This window comes from Anaerobiospirillum sp. NML120449 (assembly GCF_023051105.1).
GTDB lineage: Bacteria > Pseudomonadota > Gammaproteobacteria > Enterobacterales > Succinivibrionaceae > Anaerobiospirillum.
In genome coordinates, this window is sequence record NZ_JALKIL010000039.1 from 25650 (window position 1) to 45191 (window position 19542).

A 19542-nucleotide genomic window follows, 5' to 3' on the forward strand; every position below is an offset into this window, starting at 1 on the left:
AGACCTGGATGGTGCTGCATGCAAAGTCTCATGGGCCTCAGGTGCAGGGCAGCGAGGTGTTAATTAGAAAGGACAGGGATTAAATCAGCATCCCGACCGCATCATAGACTCTCGGCATAAACAGGCAAAACAAAGTGGTACTGTGCCTGTGCCTGTGCCTGTGTTTGTATATATCGTGATGGCTTTAAGAAAGCGACTGTTGAGCAAGTTGGGGCTGAAAAGGTTGCTCAGAGGCTGTCTGCCCAGAAGATGGCTCATGCCTTATGCCTTATGCCTGAGCAAAGGGCATGTGCTTTCGGCGTAAGATCGCAATCTCAAAGGCATGAACAACATTGTTTCAATTATCCATGACAGGAAACACAGGGACTAAGAAGGAGATTCAAGTGAAAGTACAGGTTATGGCACAGATATAAGACAGCCATGCAGTCTGGTCATGTATGACTGACATTCAGAAAAGCTGTCTGGGAGTGAAGCTCTTGCCTGATTTATCAGGTATTTCCGGGTTGATAAGGTACCAGGTAAAGCTGGAGCGGAGCCCCATCTTCCGGAATTATGTTTCCTGAATGCCATAATTTTTAAAAATGCTTATTCTTTAAGATTTAGAAAGCATTTATACAGTGATTGATGACTGTAATGTCAGATGTGAGAGTAATAAGAGATAGCATGGGCTGGTGTATTGATATGGCCAGGTGCCATGACCATAACTGAAATCATCTGGCATGGCGCAGACTGTTTTGCCGCCCAAATTGAATGGGCAAAAGCTGGGAGTTTTGGTTTGCACAGCGGAGCAGAGCAGGGCATAACTGGATATGACATGACATGACATGACATGATAGGACAGGACATGACAGGACATGGCGCGGCTGATCCTTAGCTGAGCTAAAAGCTTCAACAGTATCTGCATCGCTATGAGTGCTGCAGCCTCATGCCTGGCTGGCAATGCTGCTGGTGCGGCAGGGAGGTTAAAGCTGATAAGGCTTTTTACCTTCACCTGGATTATTGTCACATGATGGCCAGGCGATACTCTGAGCACAGCTAATGTCTGTAGCAGGAGGTCATGTTAGAAAGATTTGCCGTATGCCATTAAAGATAAGGATATGCCCCGCTGGCTGCAGTATGTTGAGCTATTAGCATTCAGTGGGGTAGCACTGCCTCCGCCTCTGGTTGCCAGGCTCCATGGAGCATTCTAAGTACTTTTAGCCACAGGCCCATGTATGCACGCATTCTTTCATGCACGAATGCATTCATGAGCGCATTCTTTCATGCACGAATGCATGCATTAGCGCATTCATTCATGTGTGAGGCCTCCGGGGCTGGGCGCAGGTATGCTGACATTAAGAGTGGACTATGCAGATGTATATCTGTCAGTTGCGTAAGCAACTGCATGGAATGCGGCCCTGCGTCCGTGCAGGGCGCCATTGCAGTTTCCATGCTGAGTTGGTCCTGCCATATGGCAGTGTGTATGCAGGACGGCCGCAGGATGCTGCTGGTAAGGCACATAGTGCTGTTACTACCAGGACTGTGAAATGAAACGGCCCCGGTCTGGGGTGCAGATCGGGGCCGGGAGATTATTTGTTTTTGCGGGAGCGTGAGGACTTGCCTGACTTCTCTGACTTGGCTTTCTCAGCTTTTTCCTGCTTCTTCTGGGCTTTCTGGCTGGCCTTGAGCTCCTTTTTCAGCTCAGACTGGCGCTTTTCCATCAGCTTTTTCTGCTTGTACGGGCTGTAGGTCTTGGCTACATGCTCAAGGCTGAAGGAGTGTGGGCCACTTACCAGAGATCGCATGGAGTTGCTGTCATTTTCAGCTACGTTATCAGCAGCACTTATGTCTGCACGGGCTCCTGAGGTAATGTTCAGCGCAACGGCTGCAGGGCGTGCGGCACTGGTAGCGTCCTGCCTGTCGGCTGTGCTGCCTGACTTGCTGCCTTTTTCAGCCTTGTCTGACTTTGCTGGCATGCCCTCAACATTAAGCTGAGGCTCTTTTACTGCGCAGCCGCCTTCACGACGGCCCAGGGAGCATGATTCATTCTCTTCAGGTCCTGGGCAGGTGCGGCAGCTGACGCGACCAGTAACCGGCTTATCGCTCTGCTCAGAGCTGCCGTCTGCGCCGGCAGACGAGTCAGTGCTGCTTACTTCATCAGTACAGCTGCACTCATCGAGAATGGATTCAGCACGGGCGGCTACAATGGCCGCCTGAGCCAGAGCCTGGGCAGCATTGAGGGCAGCCTGACGTTCAGCCGGGCTTAAGGAAGCAGCGAGCTCCTCAGAGGCTGAAGTGCTGTCTGAACTCTGTAAGGCCTCATCATCAGCTGATCCGCTGCCAGTATTCATGCTGTCAGAAAAGTCTGCGGCAGAGATAAGACTGTCAGTGACATCAAAGTCATCTGAGCTCTCCATGGCAGCAAGGGCTGCAATGGCAGAGGCTGCAGCTGCGGCACGCTCGGCACTGGCGCCTGAAGCTGCCAGTGCGGCTGCCAGAGCAGGGTCAATATCTCCATTTAAGGCTGTAACTGTAGCCAGAGCATCATCACTGACATTTTCTGCTCCAATGCTGGAGGTCAGAGCAGAAATGTCGGCCTCAGTAAGGGCTGACAAAGCTGAGTCATTCAGAGCGTTGAGCTGAGAATCTGTAAGGGAGTTGAGATCGTTATCGCTAAGCGGTGTGATATCAGGATCCAGAGCTGAGGTACCTGGTACGGTCTGCAGGCTGTCGCTTCCGGTTTCAGCTTTCTTTTTGCCTTTCTTTCCCTTGCTGCCTTTGGCGCTCTGGATGTCCCTGTTCTTCTGATTTTCTGCAAGCTGAGCCTGGCGGCCTACTTCCTCAAGAACAGCTGCAGCCAGTTTGCAGGCACAACCTGAGGTAGAGCCATGCTCACAGACATGTTCATCTTCAAAGGTAATGTCGGTGTCAGGCAGTGCACCAGTGTCAATGAGGGGATCGTCGAAAGCGGCACTTACCGGATCTACAGTATTGTCGAGCATGCCAAAGGATGAGAGATCCTCTGAGCCTTCTTCAAGGGAATTGAAGCCCAGGTCCATAGAACCTGAGGCAGGGGTGATCTGGCAGCTGGAGTCAAAGAGGTGCTTGTCAATGGAGCTGTTGAGCTGATTGGCTACCTCATCATCAAGGGGATCGGCTACGGAGTTACGGATAGGGTCGACAAGATCATCATCGGCAGCAAGTTTGGCAGCCTGATCGTCTTCAATGGACTGGAAAATGTCTTTTACACCAAAGCTGTCATCATCAGCAGAGATCACAGGATCATTGGCGTCATTATTGAGTTCCTGAATGTTCTGGATTTCGTTCATTTCGTAGAACTTGGAATACAGGGACTCAAGAATGTCGGCTGGCACACAGTAAAAAGCCGGCTTGTCATTGATTATTACGGCAATAGGCTCGCTCTTAACCGCCTTAATTACCGTTTTGGGATTCTTCTTGAATTCTGAAACACTGATACTCAGGTTTGCCAGAATCTGTCTGATATGTGCCATAAATTGCTCCTGCCTTAATCCGTACCGTTAGCCCCCATCCCTCAACAGGAAATTACAGGACATGATACCTGTAATGCAGGACTTGTACCCAATTGCCAAGCCGTTACACATAAAAACAGCCGCAACCCGTCATTATGCGACTGGTACGGCATCATATGGCTGTGAACGGAAGGCATGCTGACCTGCAGCTGCGTACTGAGAAAATAAGGAAAACGTATCTGCTAACTATATACGAAAACCGATGTCTGTGACCATAATAATTAATCCATTTTGCAACAGTGCACGCTACAGAGCACGCTGCACGTGCATAAGCTATGCTGCCACCCCTAAAGTGACTCCAGTTCCATTTTTGCCACAGTGTCACAAGTCCCACCCTTAATATGGCAAGCCATATAGCAAAGCCAAAAACCATAAGGCCCCGTGCCATTACCCGCAATGACATGCCAGAGCCCTGTCCGTTCTAAAGATACTGGCCCAGTCATTCACTTCCCCGTCATTCCCGGATCAGACAGCGGTCTAACCTCTCCAGTAATACCACGGTATAAAGCGCTTATCCGACCGCTGACGCGCTAAGTCACGTAACCAGCCTGAGTATGGATATATCTCGCAATGACATGCCACTCCACACCTTTCCACAACTTTCCACTCAACTCCATTTAATGACCAGCCCCAGCCTGAGGTTTTCATCTTGATTGCCAGCATCAATACAATATCTAAAACATTCAGTAGTGAATGTTTTGCAGTGCTAATCATATTCACGATATAAAAGAGTGCATGAAGCGGACAGGCACAAACATCATGGCTCAATTAATACGAAATTGTGGCTTGATGCCAGCAACGGCCTGAGAATCAGGCAGTAGCAGCTCAGGTAAAGATGAGGACAGTTCCCACATTGACAGGCCGTATAAAAGATTTAATGACTGCTCTGAGTGCGTCATGCATTCTCATGCCTTAGTTAAAGTCTCAACTATATGTTACGGCAACAGCTGGACAGTCTGAGAGGCTCACCAGGGCATGCGCACAGCAGGGAATCATGGAATGTTTAAACCAGGCTTAAAGCATGGCGTCACCTTGAGTGTATTGGCGTGCCTGACAAATATAAGTGTCAGTCTACTAACAGCATCATGGCAGGCCTGCTCATGCAATGTCAGGGCAGAAATATACAGGGCAGGTCATGGCAGGAACAGGTATGGGAGGATCCTGAATGTCAAGCCAGGTACGGGATGGTCAAGGCCGCCTCAGAATATGTATAGAGGAAAATGTAGGTGATGCCGTAGTTCAGATCCTGGGAACAGGTCGTGGCTTTTGCTTTGGACCAGATTTAAAGAACTCAGGGACAGAAAAGGGGCAGGTATCAGAAAAATGACAGGGAATGGATGGGGAGAGCAGAACTGGGCTGCTGTAAGGGAGAACCTGTCAGAAAGGAATATTCGGGGAGGGATTGCAGAGGTTGCCGCCCATCTGGGCGGCGGTCCGGGACCGGCCTGCTGGCCGGTCGGGGGATTTTTGCTGTTATTCCTGCTCGTAAACAAAGAGCTCGGTTGAGAGGTAGCGCTCACCAGTATCTGGCAGAACTACGACAATGTTCTTGCCCTTGTTTTCAGGCTGAGCGGCAAGAGTAAGTGCTGCATGCATGGCAGCACCTGATGAGATGCCTACCAGTACGCCCTCTTTGGTGGACAGGTCGCGGGCTGTAGCAAAGGCGTCTTCATTGGCTACCTGGATAACCTCATCGACTACGTTCTTATCGTAGTTTACAGGGACAAAACCGGCACCAATACCCTGAATCTTGTGAGGACCTGGATTACCGCCGCTTAAGACTGGAGAGGCTGCAGGCTCTACGGCAACAATCTTTACACCTGGAATCTTTTCCTTAAGCACACGGCCTACGCCGCTTACGGTACCGCCAGTACCGACACCTGATACCAGAATATCTACCTTGCCATCGGTATCTTCAAAGATTTCAACGGCAGTGGTGCTGGTATGAGCCAGAGGATTGGCAGGGTTTTCAAACTGCTGGAGGATAATGCTGCCCGGAGTCTGGTCACGCAGCTCCTCTGCTTTGGCGATGGCGCCTTTCATGCCCTGAGCACCAGGGGTAAGTACCAGTTTGGCACCACGGGCCTGCAGCAGACGGCGACGCTCCTGACTCATGGTGTCAGGCATGGTCAGAATCAGCTTGTAGCCTTTTACAGCAGCCACCATGGCAAGGCCTACACCGGTGTTGCCTGAGGTTGGCTCAATAATGGTTGCACCTGGCTGCAGCTTGCCGGCCTTTTCGGCCTCTTCAATCATGTAAAGAGCGGCACGGTCTTTAACGGAGCCAGCTGGATTGAAATACTCAAGTTTGGCAATTACCTGAGCCTGAGCGTTGCGCTCGGCAGCAAGGCGGCTAATGGCAAGCAGTGGGGTACGACCAATTAAAGCGGTAAGGCTCTGAGCGATTCGGGACATGGTTTTGATTCCTTAATTGTTTAAATTCTCTGAGCTGCTCCCAACTGCTTTTAATGCTGACTGACTGGTAACAGAGCGCAAATGTCCCTGGATTAAGTCATTCGGGCGGTAACCGCCACATTGAGCCTGGATCTACATCCTGTTTTGGTAATTACAGGTGAGCACGGGCAAGCAGGTTGAGGAGCAGCTGCGCTGTCAGTCATGCTGCAACAGCTACAGTCTGATTCCATAAAAATTGTCCTGATCTGACCACATAACAGTGGACCGTTTCGGGAATATGTACTACCAGAGAGGCTGCCCTGCCCGGTACACTCTGATTTAGAGGACTGCGGGAGCATCTGGAAGTGGTTTTATCCTAGCACGGCCACCAGGCTTACTTTTTATCAGCTGCAAAATCGTTGTCATCAGGGCCTTTTCTGTCATTTTTGATGCAAATCACAAACTGCGCTGGATTTTCCTTATAAATGCGGTTCAGAGCGCAAAACGGCCGCAAAATTGCCATTTTTCTCACCAAAACAGCGATTTTTCATGCAAATTAATGGTGCATAAGCAGTCATAATCTCTCCAACAGAACCCATGCAGATGCACAGCCGACAGCCTCATACTTACACCAGCATCACGCGCTCTAACTTCACACCCGAAGTCTGTATACAGAATATCCATATTCCAAAGGGCATACAGCTCTTGTAAGGCATGAGCCAGACCTTAGCAATGTCTGCCCATGTATAGACATGCCTTGCCTTGGAGACAACGCACACTGGCAAATGTCGCATAACGCCCCTTTGGCTGGAGATAAACAAGGCTAATCAAGGCTAATCAGGGACAGTCAGGGCCAATCATGGCAAGCTGCTGTATGCAACGGTGTGGAAGGCCGGGTAAAGCAGAGCAGTGCAAGTAGAAAATGCAGCGCAAGCAGTAAACACCAGTCAGGCAAGAAACACCGGTGCAGGTAAGGACACTCATGGTTTGACCAGAAAACAGCTGCGAAGCGGAAACAGCAAGGCAGGCCGAGGCATGCTGTCCCAAATGAAATTAAATTTACCTGATCTTGCGTGGAACATGGGTGGTGGCTGGGCCATACTGTTGCTGGTACAGCTGCTTGCTTGGAACTTTGGAGTTGATATCTCTGTAACTGGCGTGTTTAACCATATGGCAGACTGTTATCTGTCGCTGTCTGCTATCTGCAGGTCTGACATGGAACAAGCAGGCAAGTGCAGGAAGTAGCTGACTGATGTAAGGCCATGGCAGCTGCAATTGTGGTGCACTGCCACAGGTATGAGCACTTGGAGGCAAAATCGGTTATGTTATAGGGGCTGTACCCAGGCGCTCCACAAGGTAAGTCCCGGTCCCATTATTGAGGGCGATTTCACCCATGGACCTTTGCTGGAGAGCTGTCTTACTGGGACAAATGCGGTACATCCCAAAGATTATTTCTGTCAGATACCGGGCTGGCGCTGTCTGAGCAAAAACTGGATGAAGCAGCCCTGTACTCTGGCATATGGTGAGGATTGACTCTTGGTAGATTACTCAAAACAGCTAAGTCACATTATTGGTGAGCTTTCAGCTGAAGATTCATTACGTGGACTGTTTCAGCAGCATCTTGAGGGCAATCCTCTGCCTTCGGCCCGCGCTGTCTATGAAATAGTAAAGCTCTCCCGGGCTATTATCTTTCCGGGCTACTTTGGCAAGTCCAAGATCAACCGCCATACTGTGTCCTATCACATAGGCCTGCAGGTAGAGCAGCTTTTTGAGCTCCTGACAGATCAGATTGCCGCAGCGCTGTGTTTCCAGAGTGCTGATAATGAGCACCATGCCCGTACCACAGTCAGTACCCAGCATAACCGTACCCTCAAGCTCAAAGGATCTCCTGCGACAGCTGCTGCCGCCGTAGCTGCTGCCGCCGCAACCGGTACCGAATCTGGCAGTACAGCAGCTTCAGTGAACTCAGACTGTGGCTGCAATGATCCTGACTGTGAATGCTCTGAATCTCAGGTTGGTGAGCAGGGCAAGCAGTGCCTGAGCTGCGATGATGAGGTCAAAGAGCTGGCCCGCTCTCTTGCGATACAGTACATTGAGTCACTTGGGGAACTGCGCGCCAGCCTGGCTCTTGATGTGCGTGCCGCCTTTAACGGTGACCCGGCTGCCACTTCCTTTGGTGAGGTTATCTGCTGCTATCCTGGCCTGAGAGCTGTAAGCAACTACCGTATGGCCCACAGACTTCTTACTCTTGGCGTTCCTTTAATCCCAAGAGCTATTACTGAGCTGGCTCACTCCGAAACCGGTATCGACATTCACCCTGGTGCCCGCATTGGAGAAAGCTTTGCCATTGACCATGGCACCGGCGTAGTTATAGGTGAAACCTGTATCATTGGCAACAACGTAAAGATTTATCAGGGCGTAACTCTCGGAGCCAAGAGCATACCTGTTGACAATGAAGGCATGCCTCTTAACATTCCACGTCACCCGATTCTTGAGGATGATGTGGTTGTGTACTCAAACGCCTCTATTCTGGGACGTATTACCATAGGCAAGGGGGCCATCATTGGCGGTAACGTCTGGGTAATCGAGGATGTTCCGGCTGGTGGCCGCGTTGTCCAGCAGCGCGCCGACCGGTAATCCATGGCATAACCGGGGTCCATAAGTTCATTGTCAACTGAAAGACAAAAAGAAAGGCGGATCAAATGATCCGCCTTTCTTTTGGCCACAGCAAAAGCTGTCAGTCGCAGGTCTCTATTACTGACCGAGCAGGCTCAGAGCAATAGTAGGACGCTGGTTGGCCTGAGCCAGAACCGTCTGGGAGGCCTGCTGAATAATGTTGTTCTGAGTCAGAGCAGCGGTCTCAGAGGCGAAGTCTGTGTCACGAATTCTGCTGCGGGCATCAGCCTCATTTTCAGAGATGGAAGCCTGGTTACGAATAGTGCTTTCCATACGATTTTGTAAAGCACCAAGCTCAGCACGGCGTGAGTCTACAGCCTGAATCAACTTATCGATAGTGCCCAGGGTATAAGTAGCTAAAGATGCTGCAGAAATAGTCCATCTTACTTGTGATTTTGCGTTCTGACCATCAATTACCAGACCATTTTTGGCATCCTTACCAGCACCAGTAATATCGTTGGCAGCGCCAACGGCAGCCATCTTGGCAAGACCTGATAAGGTGAAAGCATCAGCCCAGTTGAGGGTAAGAGTGTCGTTAGCATTGGCGCCAACCTGGAAAACCAGCTTACCATCATTTGGAATAAGGCTGTTGCTTACCTTAAGGTGAGCAGTAGCATTATTTGGGTCATTCTTACCATTGATAACAGTTGCACCGGCAAAAGTGGTCTGACGGGCAATACGGTTGATTTCCTGGGACAGCTGGGTAACTTCTTCCTGCAGAGCCTTGCGGTCTGCTGTGGAGTTTGTGCCGTTGGCAGACTGTACAGCCAGCACACGGATACGCTGCAGCATGTTGGTGGTTTCGTCCAGAGCACCTTCAATGGTCTGGGCAAGGGCAATACCGTCATTGGTGTTACGGTTGCCCTGGTTGAGGCCATTGATCTGGGAGGTCAGACGGTCGGAAATCTGGAGGCCGGCTGCGTCGTCCTTGGCAGAGTTGATTCTCAGGCCTGAAGAGAGGCGCTGATAGCTGGTATTAAGGCTCAGAGTAGCATTGCTAAGCTTGCGCTGAGCATTAATGCTAGATACATTGGTATTGACATACAAGGCCATAAAAGTTCTCTCTTTATCGTTCGATTAAGTCGGTCAGAACTGGCTTTTGAAGCTTCTGATCAGACTGAATTCAGATACTGACGTTCGCTCGAATCATGCGACTGAAAGTACTTTTAGCACTAAGCATGCCAGGGTGCGGTTATGCTTTCCAAAAGACCATAAAATCAATGAGCCATAAGAGGAATGCCTGTGCTTTTACCCTTAAAGCAAGACCTCAGAAAACTGCAAAAAGCTCATAAAATGAAAGTCGCTTGCCATCAGTGGCAAGTTTATCATCCTCTCATCACGCCTGCTTTTCAGCTCCTGTCCCCATCATTAAGCCCAGGAGCCCCTCCGCTCATAATGCTGCAACTGCCATGTCATTAAACGACATTCAAATACCATTTCAGGCGGCAGTCACAGTGGTGGTAGCTTGCCAAGGTACGATATCAGCTTTCTGCATTATCAATGAGAGGGCATCATTTAAGAGCATGGTGCTTTATAAAAGTAATATAGCAGCAAATGCTGCAACTCTTGCTTCTTTCTTCTTGCTCCTGTTGCCTGCAAAAGAAACTAAAACGCAAAAGCGATGCTACGAGCTGCAGACGGCCAGTGTTCATGAGTAAAAAGCAAAGTGACTGGGATATTTGTACAGGAAGGATGATTCGCTGTCAGAGCGACTGCAGAATGTGTGTAGAGGTGCTGTTGGCCTGGATTTGGTGGGAAATGACTGTTCTGCTGTAAGTCAGTGTGGTAGTCAGGATGTCAGGGTGGCGGGAATGGCCAGGAATTGCGAGGTAAATTTGCTGCCTGCATAAGCAGGCAGCTTTGTGGTGCCGGGACTGAATATGGTTGAGGAAGGGATCGGTCCGGCAGCTTTGATTGAGGAGTATCAGGAGGTGCTCCGCTTATTGGACTGTAGCGGGCTTTTGCCCGTGTATGGTCTCAGCCCTGATGACGGCCTACAGCGCAGCCGCCTTCAACGTGGTCGCAGCTGGCAGTGCCATTGTACTCAGGATGACGCTTGAGCCAGGTTACGGCATAGGAGCAGGTAGCAAGGCACTTGAGGTTGTTATCACGGGCATAATCATAGGCTGCCCTGGTAAGTTTGCCAGCAATGCCCTGACCTCCCAGAGGCTCTGGTACCAGAGTCTTTCTGATATCAAGGCCGCCATCATAAATCTCATAAGTCAGAAAGGCACGGTGACCATCGATAACAGTTTCAAAGGTCTCAGCTTCAGGTAAGTGAGTAATAGTGATATCCACTTGGTATTTCTCCTTGAACAATAAATGGGGCACCGGCCCATTGGCCAGCAGAGTAAATCTTGCCTGCAACCGACAGCTCAATCACAGAGCAGCTGCAGGAATAGAGTAGAGCTATCCTGGCACAGCCATGGTCCAATAGCTAAGATATCTTTTCTCATATGGGCAAGCAGATCAGCTGGCCCTGGTTTCCGGGTTTCTCATCAGGCTAATGTTGCAGCAACTTATAAACGGGCTGACTGCAGATATCGCAAGGCAGCATGAAATCAAATACAGCTCTGGTTCAGGTGCCAGGGCAGGGGCACAGACATGGCTCAAGTGCAGGTGCCAGGGCAGGGGCACAGACAGGGCTCAAGTGCAGGTGCCAGGGCAGGGGTACAGACAGGGCTCAAGTGCAGGTGCCGGGGCATGGGTACAGACAGGGCTCAAGTGCGGGTGCCGGGGCATGGGTACAGACAGGGCTCAAGTGCAGGTGCCAGGGCAGGGGCACAAACAGTGATCTGGTTCGGGGGCCATGGCTGAAAAGGGCACAAACAGTGGCCCTGTACGGTCTGTGGCGCGTCTGCAGTTGTTGTCAGCATGGCACTTTTTGATGCTCATTTTGATTTTTAGTTTTTCGGCATTTAAGTTGAGCAGTCAGTGCCTGATTGATTATTATTCGGGCGTTCTGATTACTGTGCTGCAGGGATGGCACTATCGCAAAAGCACAAAAGTACGTGCTTTTGTGTGCAGGTTTTACAGGAGTCGAGGGGTAATCAGGTTAAAAATTTCTTCAACCGCAGTAATAAATTGTGCTAATTTGGTGCACGATAGGCTATGATTGTCTGAAACAATGTCTGCAATCGTTGACGATTATGGCTTTTTACCAGAGATTATCGGGCCTGTGCCTTTTGGCACAATGACATATTGGCGGCTTCTGGGGACAGCTGTAAGAGGCAGGGAAACTCCCTGGTTAAGGTCCTGACATGAAAGAATATCAGGCGGCCTCAACGGGCATTCTTAAGGGTTTTCCCTTTTGATATGCGGTGAGCAAGTCGCAATACGTCATACATCAAAAGGTATTTAATGGCAGTTTCTGTTACGAGCAGTATGCAGGCTGTGCACTCACACAGCAGGTGCTCATGCAGCAGGTTTAATGTGTTACCGGCATCTTTATCATGGTAACAGCAGGCCTGTGCACTGTGGTCTGTAAACAGATTACAGAGCTGTCTGGATCCTTTATCACGCATAAAAATGAATACTGAACAAAGCAGGCATGAGTGCATCCTGCTGCCTGCAGCAAAAAGCGGCTCAGGAAATATGCAGTGGCCAGCTGTCACTGCTGTATGACCATTGCCACAACAGGCATGCTTTATTGCGCCATATTTACCTGAGCTCTGTTGTCTGGACAGAAATTATTGAGCTCCCAGCGGGCAAGGAACTAGGATGACTGTTACCTTAAAAGACTTATCGCAAGCCATTGGATTATCTGTTGGAACTGTATCCCGTGCTCTAAACGACAAAAGCGAAGTCAGCCCTGAGACGGCTGCCCGTGTAAGACAGCTGGCTGAAGATATGGGCTATGTCCCAAACCGTGCCGGCCGTGCACTGTCCGCTCACCGTAACCACAACACCATTGGTGTGCTGCTGCCGTCAATTAATGCTCCTTTCTTTGATGACATCAGACAGGGCGTCAGGGAGGCAGAGAATGAATTTGGCGACCTTGGCATCGATATCACCATGCGTGAGGTTGAGGGCTGGGATGTCAGCGTTCATCTTAAGGCCATAGAAGAGCTGCGTGATCTTGGCTGTAAAGCTCTTGCTCTGTGTACAGTTGATGATCAAAGGATACGAGACTATCTCAAGGAAATTGAGGCATCTGGTATTCCTGTCCTGCTTATGAACAATGAAATCGACAAGGTGCCTTACCTTTGCTATGTAGGTCCTGACTACTACATGTCGGGTGTCATTGCCGGATCTCTGGTTGATAAATGCCTTGAGGGTCGTGATGTTAATGCTCTTGTCGTAATAGGCATGGAAGGACACCGTGGCCATGCTCAGCGTCTGAAAGGATTCAAAAAGGCTCTGGAACACCGCAAGAACTGTAAGCTTACAGGTGTGTTAGAGGGGCAGGACAACGATATCATCACCCAGCAGGTCACCATGGAGGCTCTTCGTCAGCATCCTGAAATCAACTGCATTTATATGGCATCCGGTTCAGGTGTCAGTGGCCTTGGTGCGGCTGTTATTGCCAACACTGCAAGAAAATTCTTTGTCGTTGCCTGCGATGAGATCTACTCAGCCCGTGAGCTGGTCAAGTCAGACATTATCGACTTTGTAATCTGCCAGGAGCCTCAGGTTCAGGGCTACCAGGCAATAAAGATTCTTCATGAATATCTGTCCATGCCTCGCATTTCACGTCCAGCAAACTATATTGTGGAGAATGTCATCAAGCTCAAGAGCCACTTTATGACAACCGCGCTCAGATAATCATCCCTTGATGTCCATGCAGCTGCGAAGCATCATCAGGTATGCCATTTATTCATGCCATGGGCATCAGCTGTCAATGGTGACCAGGGGCAGACATGCTGCTGCTTTGCAGCTGCAGTGCAGACAAAATAAAAGCCAGCAGTGACGTGAGTCACTGCTGGCTTATTCGCGCTGACAGTATGGGTGTCAGGCACAGACACAAAATAAAACATAATATAAAGCATATTGATGCCTGTGGCTCAAGAGCAAGAGCCTCGAGCAGGCATTACTGCTTTTTTACAAAGATATGACCCTGTCGCTATGCGGAGGGCCTTATTTTTTGGTTGTTAGATACTTTTGGTGTCATCACTGGTGACAGGTAACGAAAAGAGATTCCAGGCACTGAGAGTGTGAGGAATGATATTCAATTACCTGATTTTAAGCCGTACTGATAAGCTTAATATCATGGTGTTTTTCGTTTGAACTGTCGCAATGCAACGGTGACTACTGTGCCTGATGTCTTTGGCAGGAGCTGTATGGCAGGGCCATATGAGCTAATGCAGTGACATCATTCATTCTGCTGCATGGATGAGCAGAACAGGCACTGCGATCTGTCTTTTATCAGGCAGATAAACAGTGTGCTGTCATTTCAGCCGTGACTTATTGCTGTCCTGAATCTCATTTTTACCCTGCCGTCACTTCAATATGTTTCACTATATCTTTGGGAGATGACTGCATGGCTGGCGTGGCCATTGTGAGTATTCAGGTCGGCTGCATGGTCTGGATGCAGGATGTTGCTGCCTCCACCTGCATAATGCCGACAAGTCATGGCCGACTGCAGACAACCTGAAAAGAGTGTGATTACAGGTTATCTGCAGCAGGGCAGCTGCGCTGTATAGCAATGCCCTGCACAACTGATCCGCACGGCAGTCCTTAGCACAATGTGCCGTAGCGGAAAATTCAGCTAAATTATTGTACTCCTGTCAAAGATCATATTTTCAGAAATCTCTCAAGTTGTGGACCATATCTAAAAATAAGCCTGAATAAAGGCCTCTTTAAAAAATTATGTGCATTTTGACAGGTATTTCATGTCGATCTTTTTAAATGGGCGAATGCGTTAAAAGACAGAATTTCAATACATCCAGAACTGCTTTCAGCACGGCTTTTCCGCCTCATAAAAGCCCACTTGCAGCGCCAGGCCCGGCAAGCCATGCAACGGCTGCCCCCATCACCATCGGTCACGCTCATAATGCAGCAGTCCACTCCTATCGGGCAACGATCAGGCGCAGTAGCCCAGTACTATCGGTCAACGATCAGTCAGCAGCAGTCCACTCCTATCGGGCAACGATCAGTCAGCAGCAGTCCAGCCTCATTTAGCAATGCTCAGACATCTGCAGCCCATCCCAATCTGGCAATGCTCGGAGTGCTGCAGTCCAGCCTCATTGAGCAACGCTAAGAACGAAACAGGCCCGGTACTGTAAGGTGCCGGGCCTGAGTGTTATTAGAGTCGGTGTTTGCCCTGAGAGCGACTTTCACGACCAGAGACAATGTTTTCGTTGACGAAGTTGGCTTGAGTCTCGATGGTAAAGCCGCCACCTTCATTACGGAAGGTTCCGGTATTGATCATCACGGCCATCTGCTCGGTTTTGACATTGCCGGTCTTTTTCACGGCAAAAGCACCATCATTGAGTACGCGGGCACTGTGAGTAAACAGAGCTGATCCTGAGATCTCAAAGGTATGGTTGTTAAGCAGCTGGGCATTGTCAGAGATTATGAGCTCACCTTTTTCTTTCTGTCGGAAAGCAGCTCTGTTTTCAAAGACTGCATTGCGGCTGATGGTAACCAGTCCCTCAGGTGTGAGGATACGGCGGTTATCAAAGCGGCTGTGACCGCCAATACTCATTTCTGCTCCCTGACCAAGAAGCAGCCTGCCGGCGTTTCTGACCTTGCTCTTATCCATGATATACAGGGAGGCGCCGCTGTTTAACTCAATGGTGCCGACATTCTCAAGCTTGCCCTTATTACGCAGCTGAGCTGATGCCTGATGCAAAATGAGCTGACCGCTGTTGCGCATTTCTGTCTCATCACTGAAGGTCAGCTGGGCCTTTGGCTCGAGGATTATACGTCCAATATTCTTAAATGTGGTGTTGCCACGGGTATTAAGCCAGCTTCCCTGTGCCATGTGCAGAAGTCCACTGCAGTTAAAGCTGCTGCCATGGTCAATATTCAGAGCTGATCCCGGTTCCATATCAAGCTCGCCGCGAAGTTCAATAAGACCACCATTGCGGGCAGTGATACTGCGGCCTTGAGTAAGCTGAGCCTTGCGTCCGGCTTTAATAAACAGGCGACCCTGTACTACCGTGTCCTGAGCAATGAAATTACCGCCCTGCAGCTCAAAGCACTGACGTGGTCTGATTTGCTCCGGCAGTGGACTGCCAGCTGGCAGCTCGATACAGGGCAGAGGTCCTTCATCAGCCACCTGGGCATGTGTCGGTGCGGCATCTGGCGGTGCGGCAGCTGCATCAGGTGCTGGCGCAGCAGCTGCTGTTGCATCCTGGACTGCTGGAGCAGGGGCAGCCACATTGGCAGAGCCTACTGCCGGAGCGCTGCCATTCATGGCAACAACTGGGGCGGCTGCAACAGCTGCGACTGTTGCAGCGGTTGCACTCTGTCCTGCATCAGTAATACTGTTGCTCAGTGACCAGGCATTGCCGGCACTGGCAACCTGCTGTGATGGCGCAAGGGCTGCTGGCGATGACGGGGCAGCAGGATCGCTGCTGGCCTCGGCATAGGCAGAGCTGTACCTTGGGGTCATGGCATTGTTATCAATCAGATTACTGGCACTCTGAGCAAAGGAATCTGATGGTATCACCATGTCTGAAACTGAGCTGGCGTGATAGGAGACTTCAGCTGGCAGTGTATTGCCACTGTCATTTGAAGCTGCCGGGACTGCAGGTACTGCAGAGCCCTGCAGGCCATTGCTGGCTGCGCTCTGTGGTACAGGTGCCGAGGTACTGGAGTCTGGGCTGGTAAAGGCTTGCTGGACATTAACGGCAGCCTGCTGGTCATTACCGTCAGTTTGCCGGGCCGGTATGCATTCTTGCTTATATGATGACCATACCTGAGCTGACTTGTCGTATACAGCTGAAAGTACTGGTAAAGTTACATCAAATACGGCGCTGAGCTCACTGGAGCTGATGCTCTCCATACCGTCGGATCCGACCATGCTCTTAAGATTCTCGATATGAGAGGCGGCAGGATTATCAGATCCGTAGCCATAGCTGTAGGCACCCTCAGAGCTTGCTACTGTGTGAAATACCGGCCCCATGGAGCTGGCAGCGGCTCTTCTTACTGCCATAAAGGCTGCTTCAGAAGAATGAAGCATAATCTCTGCTACTGGCAGCTCATAGTGAGCCAGAGCCACGAGCGGAGCGTCACTGAAGACAGGCAGTACCCTGTGATGCCATCCTCTTGAGTTTTCCAGTGAAAGGGAAATGCTGGCCGGATCAAAGGCCGAGGAGCCCATGGCATGTACCTGATCTGAGTCGTTGCCCGATGCTGGATGACAGACTTCATCGTTCTGATGACGATAGCGCGACAGCATATTGCCTGAGCTCGATCCGGATACTGTGTCTGAAGTACTGTCAGTGCCTGAAGCCGGCATTACAGCAAAGTCAGTTTCAAAATCAGTGGATGCTGAGGCAGAGCGCTCAATTACCTTGCTGGAGTCGCCATTTGCTTTCCTCTCAGTTGTGGAGCCTGTTACCTTGCTTTGTGTACGGGCAGCATCTGCCTTGCGGTCAGCTGATCTTCTGTCCTGAAGTGACTTGTCTGAAGCATCAGACTTATGGCCATCAGCTTGCGAAACATCTGCTGAAGGGGCAAGGGATGAACCCGAATCGGCAGATGCTGCATCATTGGCAGGCCTGTTGTCTGCATCATTATTCTTGTGAGCCTCAGCATAAGCAGAAAGAGCGTGAGGCTGCAGACGGTTGCCTTTATAGCCAGGCAGTGGTGCAGGAGCGTTTTTCAGGGAGTAGTCATAGCCCTGATAAGGCAGAGGCTGCACATCAGGATAGCGCTGCAGAATAAAAGGTGAGTTCTGCTCGTGGTTATTACCGGTAATTAAAGGGTAAAGCGGCTCAATATGCTGCTCAGCAGGCAGGGTCAGACCGCCCTGAACAGCATTACCAGCCTGGTCATGAGCTGTGGATGCTCCCCTGAGAGCCTCTGGATTGTGCTTGAAGCCCAGTGGCATATCCTGACTGACAGCATCAGCAGAATATGAAGCATATGCAGAGTCTGCAGAATATGCAGTGCCATCGGCTGCTGCCGGCATGGCAGCCAGCACAGCCGCTGCAGCAAGAGCAAGAGCGCTGCGACGCAGGACCTGACCAGGGCGATTGTGCCTGCACTCACAACGGCCAGAACGGCTGCGTGACTTTGACTGTAAATGTAACTGTGCCTGTACCGGTGACAGATCCTGATTAACTGGCCGAGGCTGTTGCTTTGGCTGGGCCTGTGCCTGTGCCTGTGCATGGTTCATGGCCAACTCCTGAACATTGTCATATGCTGACTGCTCAGACATTAAGCGTGATAACGCAGTGCGTCTGGCTGCAGTGCAGTTATCTGCAATGCAGTTACCTGCAATGTTATCTGTCTGAATATGAGAGTTGTTATGTGCCATGGCCTGAATCTTAATCTGTGGTGAAATCTGAGTCTGATGCTGTTTGTGAGCACAGTCCTGAGCATTAACCTCAAAGGTCCTGCTGTCGTGCCCCCTGGTACTGGTCAGACTGTGCGCCTGCACGACTGAGGGGCTTTTGCAGTGGCTGTGGTCCTGTCTGTTCAGGGATGCGCGACAGGGCGGCTCAGTCTTTACCATAGCGCCAGGCATTTCATTGCTTTGAGTTCCATATTGACCGGCTGTTGCGGTCACCTGAACAGTTGCAGGCATAAAGCCGGGCGCTGCTCCTGATACCCAGGAAGAGAGTGGGGCTGGGGCGGTATGATCTGAGAGTGAAAGTGAGGCAGGAGTGGTCGTGACTGAATTGCCTGGTATTACTGCGGTTATGGCACAGCCTGTATTGCCGTCCTGGGATGCAGGAGATGTGAAGCTGGCAATGTAAGCAGGGGAAGACTCAGATAGAGAAAAAGGTAGAGAAAAGCTTTGCCTGAGCAGTGACTTGCTCATTGTGGCAGGGCATATTGCAGGGCATATTGCAGGGCATATTGCAGGGCATTTTGCCGGGAAAGGGGCTGATGATGAGCTGTCAGTACGCTCTAAGCTGTTTGCAGCTGTGCTGCATGCAACAGAGCTGGATGAAACAGAGATTGATGCATCAGAGCGGGATGCGCCAGAGCAGGATGCATCATGGCGGGATGCAACAGCACGGGATGCACCAGAAAGTGGTGTAACAGCTGCGCATGATTGCTGGTGTAAGTCAGCAGGACTTATGGTTGTAAGCCGGCTCAAGTCATGGAAATTATGGCTGCCGTCAGAAATGGGGGCATCAGAGGTATATGTAGAGTGGGCGCCTGTATGGTCGAACTGGTTAAAGTTGTCTTTCCAGGTTACATGATGGCTTATTAATGACCAGATAGCCGACGGACAGCACCCACAGGACGCTGAGCCACCGGCACCAGTCGCCGCTGCAACTCCATTAGCAGCAGTATTTTCCTTGCCATCAAAAGCCATAACCACAAATACACCTGATTTATGAACCAACAACACAGCCGTCAGAGCGGCATGAAAATATGAGTAGTTTATCAGTACTTCAAACCCCATGCATCCTGCAAAAACACTAACTTTGCTTTTTCGCAGGCCCATAGCCACGTGGCCGGACAAAATTATGGTCACCAGGGCGATAAAATGCGACTTACTGGCGCTTATCTAAGGGGGTTAAAACAAGACATTTTAAAGGACATTTATGCGCATTTCAGCTCCTGAAGTCTGAACAGCAGACCAAAGCAGCTGGAGCCCATATGTCACAACGCTTCGATCATGCCAGATGGCGCTTTGCCCAGTGCTCGTCAGGGCATACGCATGATACGTGCTAAGCGGCTTTTCTAAGCTCTAAAGCGGCAGCAATTATGCCTACTGCATTTAGCAGCTGAGCATCGTCAGCCAGACGCACAACGAGCCTTTTTATTGAGCTGTCGCTATAGTTCGTATCTGTTTTTAAGACATTAACAAAGT

General features: G+C 50.3%; 10 protein-coding genes. 5 read left to right on the plus strand and 5 right to left on the minus strand.

Annotation, left to right across the window (positions count from 1 at the left end; translation table 11 throughout):
* Nucleotides 1-1568: 1568 nt before the first annotated feature.
* Nucleotides 1569-3491, minus strand: a complete 1923-nt coding sequence (locus MXE41_RS10395; protein ID WP_247100442.1) for a hypothetical protein — start codon at nucleotides 3489-3491, stop codon at nucleotides 1569-1571.
* A 1512-nt stretch (nucleotides 3492-5003) separates the two neighbouring features.
* Entirely contained in the window at nucleotides 5004-5945 is a 942-nt protein-coding gene (cysK, locus tag MXE41_RS10400; protein ID WP_247100443.1) for a cysteine synthase A, read from the minus strand.
* A gap of 888 nt (nucleotides 5946-6833) precedes the next feature.
* Here cysK and MXE41_RS10405 point away from each other — a divergent pair.
* Nucleotides 6834-7169 (plus strand): hypothetical protein, encoded by a 336-nt coding sequence (locus tag MXE41_RS10405; protein ID WP_247100444.1) that lies wholly within the window; start codon nucleotides 6834-6836, stop codon nucleotides 7167-7169.
* 291 nt (nucleotides 7170-7460) lie between these two features.
* On the plus strand, nucleotides 7461-8561 hold the full coding sequence (locus MXE41_RS10410) for a hypothetical protein (RefSeq protein ID WP_247100445.1): 1101 nt from the start codon (nucleotides 7461-7463) through the stop codon (nucleotides 8559-8561).
* Nucleotides 8562-8678: 117 nt separating this feature from the next.
* Here MXE41_RS10410 and MXE41_RS10415 read toward each other — a convergent pair whose 3' ends face one another.
* On the minus strand, nucleotides 8679-9653 hold the full coding sequence (locus tag MXE41_RS10415) for a flagellin (protein ID WP_246978030.1): 975 nt from the start codon (nucleotides 9651-9653) through the stop codon (nucleotides 8679-8681).
* Nucleotides 9654-10009: 356 nt separating this feature from the next.
* Between MXE41_RS10415 and MXE41_RS10420 the strand changes: the two genes are divergently transcribed.
* The gene (locus tag MXE41_RS10420; protein ID WP_247100446.1) at nucleotides 10010-10258 is read left to right on the plus strand and encodes a hypothetical protein; all 249 of its coding nucleotides are present in this window, start codon (nucleotides 10010-10012) and stop codon (nucleotides 10256-10258) included.
* Nucleotides 10259-10577: 319 nt separating this feature from the next.
* Here MXE41_RS10420 and MXE41_RS10425 read toward each other — a convergent pair whose 3' ends face one another.
* Nucleotides 10578-10898: a GNAT family N-acetyltransferase gene (locus MXE41_RS10425; RefSeq protein WP_246978031.1), complete on the minus strand. Its 321-nt coding sequence runs from the start codon at nucleotides 10896-10898 to the stop codon at nucleotides 10578-10580.
* Nucleotides 10899-12320: 1422 nt separating this feature from the next.
* Here MXE41_RS10425 and MXE41_RS10430 point away from each other — a divergent pair.
* Nucleotides 12321-13364: a LacI family DNA-binding transcriptional regulator gene (locus MXE41_RS10430; RefSeq protein WP_247100447.1), complete on the plus strand. Its 1044-nt coding sequence runs from the start codon at nucleotides 12321-12323 to the stop codon at nucleotides 13362-13364.
* A gap of 1480 nt (nucleotides 13365-14844) precedes the next feature.
* On the opposite strand, the gene MXE41_RS10435 is transcribed toward MXE41_RS10430, so the two are convergent.
* On the minus strand, nucleotides 14845-17889 hold the full coding sequence (locus MXE41_RS10435) for a hypothetical protein (protein WP_247100448.1): 3045 nt from the start codon (nucleotides 17887-17889) through the stop codon (nucleotides 14845-14847).
* A 649-nt stretch (nucleotides 17890-18538) separates the two neighbouring features.
* Here MXE41_RS10435 and MXE41_RS10440 point away from each other — a divergent pair.
* A complete protein-coding gene (locus MXE41_RS10440) occupies nucleotides 18539-18925 on the plus strand; it encodes a hypothetical protein (protein WP_247100449.1) in 387 nt (128 codons plus the stop codon).
* Nucleotides 18926-19542 lie beyond the last annotated feature (617 nt).

Bases quoted from the DNA above. Each gene is read 5' to 3' on its own strand.
- MXE41_RS10435 (WP_247100448.1), bottom strand. From the start codon at position 17,889: ATGAACCATGCACAGGCACAGGCACAGGCCCAGCCAAAGCAACAGCCT.
- MXE41_RS10430 (WP_247100447.1), top strand. From the start codon at position 12,321: ATGACTGTTACCTTAAAAGACTTATCGCAAGCCATTGGATTATCTGTT.
- MXE41_RS10415 (WP_246978030.1), bottom strand. From the start codon at position 9,653: ATGGCCTTGTATGTCAATACCAATGTATCTAGCATTAATGCTCAGCGC.
- cysK (WP_247100443.1), bottom strand. From the start codon at position 5,945: ATGTCCCGAATCGCTCAGAGCCTTACCGCTTTAATTGGTCGTACCCCA.
- MXE41_RS10395 (WP_247100442.1), bottom strand. From the start codon at position 3,491: ATGGCACATATCAGACAGATTCTGGCAAACCTGAGTATCAGTGTTTCA.
- MXE41_RS10420 (WP_247100446.1), top strand. From the start codon at position 10,010: ATGTCATTAAACGACATTCAAATACCATTTCAGGCGGCAGTCACAGTG.